General features: G+C 37.1%; 15 protein-coding genes and 1 other RNA gene. 3 read left to right on the top strand and 13 right to left on the bottom strand.

Translation table 11 applies throughout. From position 1 onward, the window contains the following. Nucleotides 1-68 precede the first annotated feature (68 nt). The 3 genes from gcvH to aroD form a co-directional block, all read right to left on the bottom strand. Nucleotides 69-449 carry a glycine cleavage system protein GcvH gene (gene gcvH, locus H624_RS0109325; RefSeq protein ID WP_026867338.1) on the bottom strand — a complete coding sequence of 127 codons (381 nt, stop codon included), beginning with the start codon at nt 447-449 and terminating at the stop codon, nt 69-71. 66 nt (nt 450-515) lie between these two features. Further along, nucleotides 516-872, bottom strand: a complete 357-nt coding sequence (locus H624_RS0109320) for a Spx/MgsR family RNA polymerase-binding regulatory protein (RefSeq protein ID WP_026867337.1) — start codon at nt 870-872, stop codon at nt 516-518. Nucleotides 873-1072: 200 nt separating this feature from the next. Continuing rightward, the gene (gene aroD, locus H624_RS0109315; RefSeq protein WP_035857125.1) at nt 1073-1792 is read right to left on the bottom strand and encodes a type I 3-dehydroquinate dehydratase; all 720 of its coding nucleotides are present in this window, start codon (nt 1790-1792) and stop codon (nt 1073-1075) included. A 127-nt stretch (nt 1793-1919) separates the two neighbouring features. Here aroD and H624_RS0109310 point away from each other — a divergent pair, with 127 nt between their 5' ends. Then, nucleotides 1920-2480 carry a hypothetical protein gene (locus tag H624_RS0109310; protein WP_026867335.1) on the top strand — a complete coding sequence of 187 codons (561 nt, stop codon included), beginning with the start codon at nt 1920-1922 and terminating at the stop codon, nt 2478-2480. A gap of 161 nt (nt 2481-2641) precedes the next feature. On the opposite strand, the gene H624_RS0109305 is transcribed toward H624_RS0109310, so the two are convergent. The 5 genes from H624_RS0109305 to H624_RS0109285 all read right to left on the bottom strand — a co-directional run bounded on the left by H624_RS0109305 (nt 2642) and on the right by H624_RS0109285 (nt 6707). After that, entirely contained in the window at nt 2642-3052 is a 411-nt protein-coding gene (locus H624_RS0109305; RefSeq protein ID WP_026867334.1) for an Ohr family peroxiredoxin, read from the bottom strand. Nucleotides 3053-3126: 74 nt separating this feature from the next. Further along, nucleotides 3127-3327 (bottom strand): CsbD family protein, encoded by a 201-nt coding sequence (locus tag H624_RS0109300; RefSeq protein WP_026867333.1) that lies wholly within the window; start codon nt 3325-3327, stop codon nt 3127-3129. 82 nt (nt 3328-3409) lie between these two features. Further along, nucleotides 3410-4777, bottom strand: a complete 1368-nt coding sequence (locus tag H624_RS0109295) for an SLC13 family permease (protein ID WP_026867332.1) — start codon at nt 4775-4777, stop codon at nt 3410-3412. Continuing rightward, a complete protein-coding gene (locus H624_RS0109290; protein ID WP_026867331.1) occupies nt 4761-5945 on the bottom strand; it encodes a glycerate kinase family protein in 1185 nt (394 codons plus the stop codon). Before H624_RS0109290 ends, H624_RS0109295 begins: the two co-directional genes overlap by 17 nt. A 153-nt stretch (nt 5946-6098) precedes the next feature. Continuing rightward, on the bottom strand, nt 6099-6707 hold the full coding sequence (locus H624_RS0109285) for a GNAT family N-acetyltransferase (protein WP_026867330.1): 609 nt from the start codon (nt 6705-6707) through the stop codon (nt 6099-6101). A gap of 128 nt (nt 6708-6835) precedes the next feature. On the opposite strand from H624_RS0109285, the gene H624_RS0109280 reads away from it, so the two are divergent. Continuing rightward, nucleotides 6836-7270, top strand: coding sequence for a hypothetical protein (locus tag H624_RS0109280; protein WP_026867329.1), 435 nt, complete (start codon nt 6836-6838; stop codon nt 7268-7270). A 72-nt stretch (nt 7271-7342) separates the two neighbouring features. On the opposite strand, the gene ssrA is transcribed toward H624_RS0109280, so the two are convergent. From ssrA to secG, 5 genes are all read right to left on the bottom strand, one after another. After that, nucleotides 7343-7702: a transfer-messenger RNA gene (ssrA, locus tag H624_RS12470) on the bottom strand. Between the two features lie 67 nt (nt 7703-7769). Then, on the bottom strand, nt 7770-8240 hold the full coding sequence (gene smpB / locus H624_RS0109270) for an SsrA-binding protein SmpB (protein ID WP_026867328.1): 471 nt from the start codon (nt 8238-8240) through the stop codon (nt 7770-7772). Nucleotides 8241-8246: 6 nt separating this feature from the next. After that, nucleotides 8247-10553 carry a ribonuclease R gene (gene rnr, locus H624_RS0109265; protein ID WP_026867327.1) on the bottom strand — a complete coding sequence of 769 codons (2307 nt, stop codon included), beginning with the start codon at nt 10551-10553 and terminating at the stop codon, nt 8247-8249. 14 nt (nt 10554-10567) lie between these two features. After that, on the bottom strand, nt 10568-11323 hold the full coding sequence (locus H624_RS0109260) for an alpha/beta hydrolase (protein ID WP_026867326.1): 756 nt from the start codon (nt 11321-11323) through the stop codon (nt 10568-10570). A 116-nt stretch (nt 11324-11439) separates the two neighbouring features. Then, on the bottom strand, nt 11440-11670 hold the full coding sequence (gene secG / locus H624_RS0109255) for a preprotein translocase subunit SecG (protein ID WP_026867325.1): 231 nt from the start codon (nt 11668-11670) through the stop codon (nt 11440-11442). Between the two features lie 175 nt (nt 11671-11845). Between secG and H624_RS0109250 the strand changes: the two genes are divergently transcribed. Further along, nucleotides 11846-12724, top strand: coding sequence for a nuclease-related domain-containing protein (locus H624_RS0109250; RefSeq protein WP_026867324.1), 879 nt, complete (start codon nt 11846-11848; stop codon nt 12722-12724). The last annotated feature ends 69 nt before the right edge of the window (nt 12725-12793 follow it).

Raw genomic sequence — 12793 nt, 5'->3', positions numbered from 1 at the left:
TACAAATTCACCAGAAGTAATAAATATTTGTTTTTAAAAAACTCCGGACAAATGTCCAGAGTTTAAAATTAACCCTCGATAACTGCTTGATAACTAGCAGCATCAAGAAGATTATCAAGTTCGCTTTCATCTGAAAGTTCAACTTTCAGCATCCAAGCGCCTTCATATGGATTTTCATTTACAAGTTCAGGACTATCTTCAAGCTCTTCGTTAATCGCAACGATTGAACCTGAAACTGGAGCGATTAATTCTGAAACAGTCTTAACTGATTCAACGCTACCGAATGATTCACCTGTTGATACGTCGTCGCCTTCCTCTGGAAGCTCAACAAACACAATATCACCAAGTTCAGATTGTGCAAAATCAGTTATACCGATAGTTACAGTATTCCCTTCAACCTTTACCCATTCATGGTCCTCACTGTATTTTAGATCTTGTGGTAATGACACGCTAAAACCTCCCTTTTAACTTATCATATATATTGTTACATATTCATCATACTACAGGCAAGAAGATTAATTCAATAAAGCTTGCTCATAATTTTCTTCTTTAAAACCTAAAAGAACTTGGTTATCTAATACAACCATTGGTCGCTTGATTAACATACCGTCACTTGCAAGCAATTCAAACTTTTCGTCATCTGAAAGTTCAGGCAAGCGTTGTTTTAAATCAAGTTCTTTAAATTTGCCCCCTCTTTTATTAAAGAAATCATCTACGTTATATGAAGAACGGTCTACAATACCTTTTAGCGTATCGATTGACGGTACGTTTTCGACCATATCTATGGCAGTGAATTCTAAGTTGTTATCCTCTAAAAATTTCTTCCCCTTACGGCAAGTTGTACATTTTGAATACTCATAAAAAGTTATCATTATATCCTCCTAAAATAGAAAGTCATCTTAGGTTAATTCTACCTTAGAAATAATATTTTATACACTCAAAACACAAAATAAACCCAAAACCTTTGGGGGAGGTTTTGGGCCAGGGGTTAGGATTTAAGAAGTGTATATTATCTTCTAACCTTACTCTAACATCTAAATATTATTAGAACGTAAACTCTGTGTAAAAATTATCATAAACTCGTTAACGTTTTCCTTAGTTCACTTATATGAATTTGTCCGGGCGCCGCATCTCGGCTGATGTAACCATAAGTAAATAATGGGGCATAGTCGCCTGTTAACACGCGTGTACGCTTACCTAGCTCACCCATAGATATTCCGATGACTTTATGCCCATATTGAGCTTTAGCTGTTTTTTGAACGTCTACAACTGTATCTACATCCTCACCGTTTGTAGGGTAGAGGGCAAACTTAAACACATCCCCTTCAACTTGATTCATCTGACTAAGTAAATCCATGAGTGCATCGTAATCAAGAGTTTCTTTAAAGTTATGATAGCTCAGTAGCGTTTTAATTTGGTGTGTCTTTGCAGTCTCAATAATTTCCTGCACTATTTTTTTACCCACTGACATTTCAATATCTATATAATCAATATCCATAGACTTACAAACCTCTAGTAAAAGCGCTTGATATTCAACCGTAGTTTTTGAGCCCTTGCCTCCTTCTCCAGAAGTTCGGTACGTGTAGATGATTTCCTTATCGAAAGCTTTAAACTTATCTATGATTCGTCTTACAATTGATGCGTGATCCTGTCGATTTAAAGCATCAAACACATCCCCTCGTATTTCCACTATATCAAAATCACTTAAGTGACTTTCTGCAGCTTCAATCTCTTCATTTATTGCATCAGAGTTATAACCTGAAAAAGTGACGACAATCTTAGTAGTATTCATTATTTTCCCCTTGAATTTTATTCTATAAAAAGTTTTTAAATATCATGTTGTATTGTACTATAATTAGTATTGGTATGCAGTGATGATTTTAATACTTATATGAATACGATCAGGAGGATTTATTTAATTGAAGAAAACAATATTATACACGAGCTTAAGTGCTAGCCTTCTCTTAGCTGGCTGCAGTAGCGAAGTAGACTCAGAAACTATACAAATCGAAGAAGAATCCTCAATCGTAGATGATACAGAAGAAGATGTCGAAGAAAATACCGATAGTGCGCAAGAAGAAAACGATGCTGATACAGACCTTTTAGCAATTGGTGAATCTGCAACGATTGATAACATCACACTCACCATTGATGATGCATATCTGACCGATGAGAGAAATGAAACTAACCTCATAGATGTGAGTGGTGTGCTTATTTTAGAAGTTACATATGAAAACAACTCAGAAGAAACCTTTCCGACAGGCCGAGATATCGTCGTTGAGTCTGAAGGAGAATTGATGCGAAACTATGAGCTTGAAGACATACTATTAGAAGATTTGCCGCCAGGTGAAAGCATCAGCGGTCGTATGGCATACGGATTGGTCAACGAACCCGAAACACTTAATGCGACATTTCAGCCATTATTAAATGAGTCAGAAGAAGAAGCTGTCTTTGAAATCGACATTTCCGATGAGCATTAGGAAAGGTTTTATTGTTTCGGTGATATGTGAGCCTGTTTCGTACAACTTATCATCATTTTGACCTATTTCGGTGATAAGTAATCATATTTCGAGCAACTTATCACTGCCTCATAAATCAAAAATGCACTCTGTACAAGTACAGAGTGCATGCTTTTTGTATTCTATTCTAAAACCTCAACTGATAAATCTACATCGATATTACCACGTGTTGCTTTAGAGTAAGGGCAGAAATCATGTGCTTGTTCTAAATATTTCTCAGCGTCTTCTTGAGACATATTTTTAACTTTTGCATTGATTGCAACGCTAAGTTTAACACCTTCACCGTCTTCTTCTAAACGTACTGTTAAATCGACTTCTGGCTCAGCGTCACGAACGCCACCTTTTTTAATCATTAAATCAAATGCACCGTTGAAGCATGATGCATAACCTGCAGCAAATAATTGTTCAGGGTTTACACCTTCTCCACCTTGATCTGGTGGGATAACCGGAGAATCTATTGCCTTGTCTGATGTTGTTACGTGACCTTTACGTCCACCTGTATTAACTGCACTAACTTCATATTTCACAGCCATTATATAGCCTCCTAAAAATATATTTACTTACAAAAATGAAGCCGTATTAACAACAGCTCCATTAATATATCCACTTATTTTTTGAACTTGTCTGATACTTTGTCAATTGCATCGTTAGCTTTGTCACTAGCGTTTTCAACATATTCTTTCGCTTTACCAGCAAGCTTATCGTCTTTACCTTCTTTTTCTAATTCTTTGTCTCCAGTAGCGTTACCAACAGTTTCTTTAACGTTACCTTTAGCTTGTTCTAATTTGCTGTCTTTTTCCTCTGCCATGAAAAACACTCCTTAAATAATTAATTAGTATTATTCGTACAGTACTAAATATTCCCGAATCATAATTTATTAAACATAATAATTAAAAAAATTTTAATCCAAGATGCTGCCAATAAATATAATAAGTCATAATCATTAGTCCTACATATATCGGCATGAGTATCATACTTAATTTGAACAAAACTTTGCTATTAAAACTATCTTTTGCTTCCTCATAAAATATGAGGAGTGATTTTGAACTAACAGGTAAAGTGACACAGAAATTTATCCCAATTAAACTGATAAACACCATAGCAACGGGGTTAATATTAAATGTTTCTGCAATGATGAGTAAGACCGGTATCAGTACAGCTGCTCTCGTCGTATGGCTTGGTATTAACAGGTGAGATATTACACTAATCAATACCACAAATAAAAGGACTATAAATACATTCATACTATCAAACTGATTGAAACCTGCTAATAGCACCTCTTGAAAGTAAGTCGTCACTCCATATTCGACCAAAAGACTACCTAGGGTTGTCGCACCTGCAACGAAAAATATTAGGCTCCATGAAACTGAACTAAGTCCTTTTTTCCAGGTGATCAAGTTTAATTGAGGTAGCATCATAATTAAGCTCATTAAGATGGTAACATAAGCTATATCAAAACCATGTAGTGGCTCAGATAACCATAAAATTATAGTGACCACAACTAAACAAAAAGTAAGTTTCTCTTTTGTTTTAAACGGCATTTTCTCAACATCTTTTGTTTTTATCGTGTAATTAAAGTCTTTAAAATATAACCACTTAATAATGACATAAGTAATATATGAAATAATTAGTCCAAACGGTAAGGCATATACAAGAAATTCAATATAAGTAATTGACTCATCAGTCTGGCCTTGTAGGATACTGATGCCAACTAAATGGCTACCCGCACCAAGTAAAGTCGTATTTGCTGCCATAATAATCAGCACTGGAATCGCTAAACTGAAAAATTTCTTATGCTGATTAAAACGGTCCGTTAAGATTTCATAGAGTGGTAGCATCACTGATGCTCTCGCAGATGTTGACGGTACAATGACAGATAAAATCATTATCACAATAAAAGTAAAGAAAGTGACCCTTCCCTTTGTCGTGCAATTATTGATTACCCATTGGCTCAGTCGATCAATCAAGCCACTTTCAGACAGTACCCCCGCGATGATAAATGCGCCAATCATCAGCCATACCACATCATGAGTAAAAGCGTTAAACATAGTGTTTTCAGGTAAGCCCAGTAAAACACCAAGTACTAAGACGAGCCAGGCTGCGAGTCCTGATGGTAGTTTAGTAAATATAAATAAACCAAGGGCTAAAACAAATATAATGAGGCTGAGTTTTCCTAGGTAATCAAGCTCCGGTATGGCACTTACTAAGAGTGTAAAAGCGATAAATATTCCGATACCAATTTTAGACTTTAAGTTCATTGTTTTCACGCTCACTTTGAGCTAATTCCATACCGATGAAAATGCTGCGCATTGTATTGTCCACTGCTTTAGTCAGCCATTTAGAAGCATCTTCCATTGATTTTTCTAAAGTCGCTGGTTCTGGAATAATGCTCGTATATGTGTCGATACCACTATCATAATTTAAACTTGCTTTCTTGCCGATTGTTCCTGCAAAAGCGATTACTGGCTTATCAAACTGCTTGGCAATACGAGCAACTTCAGACGGGATCTTATCATTGGGGGTTTGGAAATCAATGCAACCTTCTGCAGTAATGACTAGGTCAGCTTCTTTAATTGCATCGGAAATTTCTATATAATTTTGGATAATTTCAAATCTCGGATGTAGGACCGCCCCTAAGAATCCAGCAAGTCCTGCCCCTAAGCCGCCAGAAGCACCACCACCATTTATATTAGAAAGGTCATCCCCTGTCACTGTCTTAATCAAACTAGCTAAATGATCGAAGTTCTTAGACAAGCGTTCAACTTCCTTTTTAGTCGCACCTTTTTGTGGGCCAAATACTTTTGCAACACCTTTTTCACCACAGAGCACGTTCTTCCAATTCACCGCAACATCAATATCCACTCTAGCAATACGGGGGTCAATAGATGACAGATCTATACTGTCTATTTTATGGATGTCTCCACCACCCTTAATTATTAACACTTCATTATCTTTCGATAAAAACCGCACACCAACTGCTTGTGCCATTCCGACTCCACCATCAGACGTCCCAGAATCACCACAACCAATCAAGATTCTTTCAGCTCCATTATCTAAAGCCTTGATGATCGTCTCACCCACCCCATACGTTGTCGTCCAAAGTGGGTTGCGTTGTTCATATGGCACATGTCTCAAGCCAGCAATTGCAGCCATTTCGATGACGGCTGTCGTCACACCATTATCTTTAAAGATGCCAAAATGTGAATTAATTTGTTCTCCTACAGGACCTGTCACTTTGGTTTTTATACATTTCCCTTTCTTTAATTTGATAATGGTCTCAACAAATCCTTCCCCACCATCGACCATTGGGATGACTGTAATATCATGGTCATTCCCTGACTTTTTAACCCCCTTCTTAATCGCTTTGCCGACTTCCTCTGAACTTAAGCTCTCCTTAAAACCTGAAGGTATAACAACCATTTTCATAATAATCTCCCCTTACGTTTTTGTTAGTCTCCAAACTACGCCTGGATACTTACGGTTTAATAAAGGGTTAATTAAAATATAATTAAATTACTCAAGTTAAAAAACCTGTGCTTGAATTTAATAACCCAAACACAGGTCTTAAAAGAGTTTAGCCTATCGTAGTAACTTTACCATTCGCCAAAGTTTTAATTGACCAAAGGTAGAATCTTCAACGATCCTAAAACCTAAATTTTCATATAATTTTTTAGCATTCGTATTATCCTTATCTACAGTAAGAGAGATTTTATCGAAACCGTTAAACCGTGCTTCGGTCTCAGCTTTTTTAATCAGCGCTGAAGCAATACCCATACCCTGATAGTCAGGCATAGTTGCCAGTAAACTGATGTGATACTCTCCTGATTTTGATTCTTTAAATGCCATCAGTGAGATTAGATCTTTAAAGTTATTAAAAACCAAGCTGAACACCTTAGACTTCTTCATCTTTACTAATTGCTTAACGGTTTCTAGAGTTGTCATCGTCATATCTTGATGAGACATACAAGTCACTAGACCGGCATGATGACCGTCTACAGTCGCTACAAAAGACTTATCATGACTAAAGCGATTCCCTTTATTCTCAAAGAGCAATTGCAACTCTTTAACCACCTTATCTTTAGAATCTGAACCTAACATTATATGACTCATTTTAGCCATTGCTAGGTAGTTCAGAATCCCACCGTTGGCATGATTACACGTTCCCTTTTCTATATTGAAATTACTCATTTTTTACACCTCATTATTCATTGTTACCTTTTAGAATAAGAAACAATATAACAAAAATATCATAAGTTTATGTAAATTAAGAATGATTACTCTGTATTAAGGGAATATATTTATGTAAAGGAGATATTATGATTAATAATTTATTTGGTAAATGGGACATTATTGCAACGACTTTTAGTATGTGGACAGATGGTAAAAGAGAACACCCTTCAATCACTTATACAAAGTTAAGTGATTCACCATTAACCGTCAACAATCAGGTTAAATTTCTAAAATATGGTAAAGAAAAAAGTATTGAAGGCATAGAGAAATATAAGGATGGCCAGTTTATATGGAGAGGAAAAGGCCTACTTAAACTTTTCAAAAGCACTTGGCATTTCGTCTATTTAGATGCTGATGTTCTCATCATTAAGTTTGGTTCAACTCTAATGACAGACGCTGGTTTAGATATTTTGATTCAAGACAAAAACCGAATTCAAGAACTTAAGGAAAAGATACTTCACTCCTATACTGACTATAAGCAGACTAAAGAAGAACTAGAACAATTAGAATGGTTGGTATAGGAAAATACTTGGTCACGTATTGGTCACAGAAATTAAAAAAACCCCGTAGCCACAAGGCTTACGGGGTTTAAAATATGGAGACGGCGGGAGTCGAACCCGCGTCCAGAGACTTCGCAACATCTCTTTCTACGTGTGTAGTTCATTTTTAAATTTCGCATGGGTGATGGTAATGAACCCACCTCAGCCCATGCTAGTCCGATTAATCTCTTCCATTAGTCTTCTGACTGCAGACTAAATGGCGTATCCTATTATAGTTGAATCATCGTCACGGGCCATAGGAAAGCTCATGGGATGATGCAGGCTGACTAGGCAGCTACTGCGAAATTGTTTTGTTTGCCAGTTATTATAAACTGAGTATCGTTGATGACGAAGCCGAAACCTCCGACACGCTTAAGATGCCCAAACAGCCCCTGTCGAATCCGGAACGTCCCCGGATTATAATCGGCTATCTTTTTACCGAGCGTCATCTATTATAACACGTTAAAAATATACTTACAAATTATTGATTGTACGCTTTGATAGCACGATCAATATCTCTCTTCATTTGTTTCTTCTTAAGATCTTCACGCTTATCATATTTTTTCTTACCACTCGCAATACCTAAAAGCATTTTACATACACCATTTTTAATGTATAACTTTAAGGGGATAAGTGCATTTCCTGGCTGTTCGATATGTCCTCTTAGTTTATTGATTTCTTTACGATGTAAGAGCAGTTTACGATGCCTGAGTGGATCATGGTTAAAACGATTCCCTTCTTCATAAGGGGCAATATGCATGTTATAAACATACATTTCCCCTCTATGAATACGAGCAAAGGAATCTTTTAAGTTCGCTGACCCTCGGCGAATGGATTTAATCTCCGTACCTTGTAATACCATACCAACTTCAATCGTATCTTCGATTGAGTAGTCATGACTGGCTTTTCTATTTTGTGCCAGTGGTTTAGTCTTATGCTTATCTTTACTCATCAGCCTCTACTTCTTTCCTTTACCTTTTTTAGGGGCACCTTTATAGAATGGCTTCTTGCCTGAAGCATTTCTTTTGCCTCCACCTTTCTTAAAGGTCCCTTTCTTTTCTCTAGATCTTGATTTCTCTTTCTTATTACCCTTGATTTCAACCGGACGGCTTCTCTTTTCTCTCGGCTTTCTATCCGGCATACCAACGACCTTAAAGTCAATTAAGCGTTCATCCAGATTCACACCTAACACTTCAATTTCAACCTTGTCACCTATACGGAACATGGTACCTGTCCGTTCACCAATCATCGCCATTGCTCTCTCGTTGAAGTTATAATGGTCATCTGTCATGTGAGACACATGGACGAGTCCTTCGATTGTATTCGGTAACTCAACAAACATACCGAAGTTCATCACACCAGCAATGACACCCTCGAATGTCTCGCCGACGTGTTTCATCATATATTCTGCTTTCTTCAGATCATCCGTGTCGCGTTCAGCATCTTGGGCGCGTCGTTCTCGTTCTGAAGTATGCTTAGCAATATCTGGCAAGATACTCTTATTATGACGAATGGTTTTAGCGTCTGTCTTCTTATTAATTAAATATTGACGGATCAGACGGTGCACAATTAAGTCTGGGTAACGGCGAATCGGTGAAGTAAAGTGAGTGTAAAACTCAGTCGATAAGCCGAAGTGTCCAAGAGATTCTTCTGAGTACTTCGCCTGTTGCATAGAATGTAACATAAGGGTACTAATGACCATTTCCTCAGGACGTCCTTTAACTTCTTCAATAATCTCTTGAAGCGCATGCGGATGAATTTGATTGCCTTTACCTTTAACCATCACTCCAAAACCTGTTAAGAAATCAAAGAACTTATTAAGTTTCTCTTCTTTTGGTTCTTCGTGAATACGGTATAGGAAGGGTACATCCATCCAGTGGAAGTGTTCAGCCACTGCTTCGTTTGCTGCGAGCATGAACTCTTCAATCATCTTCTCACCAGTACCACGGTTTCTTAGAACGATATCTTCAGGTGTGCCGTCGTCTCCAACAACTACAGCCGCTTCATCAAAGTCAAAATCAATTGCCCCACGTTGGTCTCTCTTACGGCGGAGCGCTTGTGCCAGCTCTTCAGCTTGTAGAAGGTATGGGTAGACTTCCTTAAACTCTTCAATAATTGCCGGGTCTTTTTCTTCTAACATTAAGTTTACATTACGATAGGTCATGCGGTAATTCGAATTGATGACACTTTCAAAAATTTCATGGTTCACTGCCTTACCGCCCGGTGTGAATTCGATGCGACAGCTCAAGGTTAGGCGGTCGACATTCGGGTTTAGTGAGCAAATACCGTTGGATAGGCGGTGTGGAATCATCGGAATGACTCGGTCGACCAAGTACACACTTGTCCCTCTATCGTACGCTTCTTTGTCAATCGGTGAATTCTCTGTTACATAATGACTAACATCTGCGATACTGACTGTTAATTCCAAATTACCATTTTCAAGTTTTTTAACACTGACAGCGTCATCTAGGTCTTTCGCATCTGCGCCGTCAATTGTAATAGTAAATTCATCTCTTAAATCAACACGATCTTTTGTTTCGTCTTGATCGATAACTTCAGGTACAGACTCCGCTTGTCTTAAGACCTCATCTGGGAAGTCAATGTCGATGCCATGTTGGAAAATAATTGATAAGATATCGACACCCGGGTCATTTTTATGACCGAGAATCTGTATGACATGTCCTTCAGGATTATCACCATCTCCCTCAGGGAATTTTGTGATTTCTACAAGTACCTTATGGCCATCAATCGCACCTAAATTATGATCTTTAGGTATAAAAATGTCGGTTTTAAAAGTTTTGGAATCAGGTACGACAAAACCGAAGTGCTTGCTCGCATTATATTCTCCGACGAGCTTGGTCACACCACGCTCGATAATTGAAATTACTTTTCCTTCAGCATTGTCACCCCGAGAATTTTCTTCCACTTCAATCAACACAGTATCACCATCAAGGGCACCGTTAACCGCAGTAGGCGGAATGAAGATATCTTCGACATCCTCTTCTTCAGGTCTTAAGAAGCCAAAACCTCTCTTATGCATCGATAAAGTCCCTTTAATTCTGTTGGAGTCGGGAACTTTCATATACTTATCTTTTTTTGTGCGATACAGTTTACCGGATTCTTCAAGAGAGACCAAAGCTTTCACCATATCTTTAAAATCATCCGACTCATCTGCCTCTAAAGTCATTTTAAAATCATCAGTTGTCATCGGTTTATATTCGTCACTGTTGACGAGTGATAATATTTCTTCTTTATAGTCTCTCATCGTAATCCTCCGTATCATTTATAGGTGAGCAAGTTTTCTCCCACCGTAAATTTATATATATCTTCAAATAATTCTTCCTTTGATTTGTCTATTGTTAATACGTGTCCACCATCCGGATACCATTTTATTTCCTTATCATCTGTTGAGATACTATCAAAAATAACATTGGCGCTCTCAGAATTAATCACTTCATCCTTTTCACCTTGAGCGACAAATGTAGGAATCATGACATCCTCTAAGTTCCCTTTTACCATCTGAATAAACGTTCTGATGTCTTCAAAAGTAGATGTCATCTCTAACTGTTCTAATTCTGACTCAATTTCCTCAGGCGATTTATTTTCAAACATTTTTAAATATTTTTCAGCATAGGCTTTAAATTGACTATACAAGGTCTCAGATTCCTTTAAATACATCGGGCTACAAATTGTCGATATCCCAACTAAGTCACGGTCACTAGAAAGATTCAGCGCCATTACACCACCGATTGATACACCTGCTGCAAAAATATCTTCATAACCTTCTGATTTTAGAAAATCATAAGCATCCACTACTTGTTTATACCAAACATACGGTGATGATTCGGTAATCTTCTTAGGATGTTCGGCATGGCCTTCGTAGTTTATTGAGTAGGATGTCATACCCTTTTTCTGAAGGTATCTGCCAAGCTGTCTAACATCAGATGTATTACCCGTAAAACCATGTAAAAGTAACACTGCTGATTTGCCACTATCTTCTTTAAAATAGAATGTTTCTGGTAATTTGAAATTCATGAGGTCACCTCTATATTCATCTTACTTACATTGTACGCTAAATTGAGTGGATTCTAAAGATTCATGCAGAAATAAAAAATCCCGTATCCGGCTAAAGTCGGATACGGGTGTCGTATTTATCCAATGTAAGTCAACAATAACATGACCATAAAGAACAAAATAGCTAAGATTACAGTAGCTCTGTGTAAAATGAGATCCATACCACGAGCTTTTTGTTTACCAAAAACTTGTTCAGCTCCACCACTAACTGCTCCAGAAAGTCCGGCACTCTTACCCGATTGTAGGAGAACAGTTGCGATTAAAGATATACATACTACGATTAAAAGAACGATGAGTAGAGTCTGCATGAAGTACCCCTCCGATTTATATTAACAGTATAAATAATACCAAAATTACACTCTATCCGCAATGTAAATTGATGTTTTGTAATCTACTTGTCACATTAAAAATTGTCGTGATTCTGGTGCAATTTTTAAATTTTTGTCATTTGGAGATAATTTACCTGCATTATAAATTTGTGGTATGAGAAAACAACCTATTAAACTTCATCAGATGCAGGTTTTACGTCGTCGCTTTGAGCTAAGTGAAAATGAAGAGAAAGAATTTGAAAATTTACAAGCTGGCTTTTTAGGAGAATTATCTTTCGATAAACTTCTCGACGCTCACTTGAGTGGCTTAAATGTTTATCATGTGAAAGATTATCGTTTCAAGGTGGATGGTTCAGAAGTGCAGATTGATAACCTACTTATTTCTGGAGACCAGGCTTATACCTTTGAAGTAAAGAATTATAATTTCGACTTAGTTTACTGCAACAAAGCTTGGCACTTTGTAAATGGGGAGGAATTTAAAGATTTAAGTATGCAAGTGAACAGGCAACGGCTTTTATTACAACAACTACTTAAGAAAGGCAGTTTCTACAGCGCTTCAAATAATGTGATGTCTCATTTGGTATTCGTAAATCCTAAGCAAACGATTTATAATATGCCAAACTTAGAAAATTTAATCGTCCCATCCAATGTAGATAAGCGCCTATCTAAAATCTGTAAGTCCAATTATTATGATCAGTCAGCGCTCTATAAATTTTTAGAGAGTCAGCGTTTAGTTAAATCAATTTACAATATTCCAGTAGATATTAAATTTGAAACATTACGTCCCGGAACCTACTGTTATCAATGTAATTCCACTTCCACTCTCGATAAAATCCACAGAAATTTGTATAAATGCAAAAATTGCAAAATTGACTATAATATACTACAAATTTTGCAAAACCTACAAACTGAAATAACAGCCTTAAATGACAGTTGGAAGATTACGCCAGCAATACTATTTAAGTTAAGTGGAGGGATGGTGAGTAGGGCTGTGATAAATAAATATATAAGAGAAGGTAAGATCAAATTATGATTTGAGATGGTGATAAGTACCGTGATTCTTCATGACTTATCACCATTTCCACTGCTTTTGGTGATAAGT

The sequence above is a fragment of the Jeotgalicoccus marinus DSM 19772 genome, from assembly GCF_000425825.1.
GTDB classification, from domain to species: Bacteria; Bacillota; Bacilli; order Staphylococcales; family Salinicoccaceae; genus Jeotgalicoccus; species Jeotgalicoccus marinus.
The sequence above is the reverse complement of the archived record's forward strand: the minus strand, read 5'-3'. Positions and strand labels throughout refer to the sequence as shown.

Coding starts and splice junctions, on each gene's coding strand:
- aroD (WP_035857125.1), bottom strand. CDS start 1,792: ATGAATACTACTAAGATTGTCGTCACTTTTTCAGGTTATAACTCTGAT.
- H624_RS0109280 (WP_026867329.1), top strand. CDS start 6,836: ATGATTAATAATTTATTTGGTAAATGGGACATTATTGCAACGACTTTT.
- secG (WP_026867325.1), bottom strand. CDS start 11,670: ATGCAGACTCTACTCATCGTTCTTTTAATCGTAGTATGTATATCTTTA.
- rnr (WP_026867327.1), bottom strand. CDS start 10,553: ATGAGAGACTATAAAGAAGAAATATTATCACTCGTCAACAGTGACGAA.
- H624_RS0109290 (WP_026867331.1), bottom strand. CDS start 5,945: ATGAAAATGGTTGTTATACCTTCAGGTTTTAAGGAGAGCTTAAGTTCA.
- H624_RS0109320 (WP_026867337.1), bottom strand. CDS start 872: ATGATAACTTTTTATGAGTATTCAAAATGTACAACTTGCCGTAAGGGG.
- H624_RS0109285 (WP_026867330.1), bottom strand. CDS start 6,707: ATGAGTAATTTCAATATAGAAAAGGGAACGTGTAATCATGCCAACGGT.
- H624_RS0109295 (WP_026867332.1), bottom strand. CDS start 4,777: ATGAACTTAAAGTCTAAAATTGGTATCGGAATATTTATCGCTTTTACA.
- H624_RS0109250 (WP_026867324.1), top strand. CDS start 11,846: ATGAGAAAACAACCTATTAAACTTCATCAGATGCAGGTTTTACGTCGT.
- H624_RS0109300 (WP_026867333.1), bottom strand. CDS start 3,327: ATGGCAGAGGAAAAAGACAGCAAATTAGAACAAGCTAAAGGTAACGTT.
- H624_RS0109305 (WP_026867334.1), bottom strand. CDS start 3,052: ATGGCTGTGAAATATGAAGTTAGTGCAGTTAATACAGGTGGACGTAAA.
- H624_RS0109260 (WP_026867326.1), bottom strand. CDS start 11,323: ATGAATTTCAAATTACCAGAAACATTCTATTTTAAAGAAGATAGTGGC.
- smpB (WP_026867328.1), bottom strand. CDS start 8,240: ATGAGTAAAGATAAGCATAAGACTAAACCACTGGCACAAAATAGAAAA.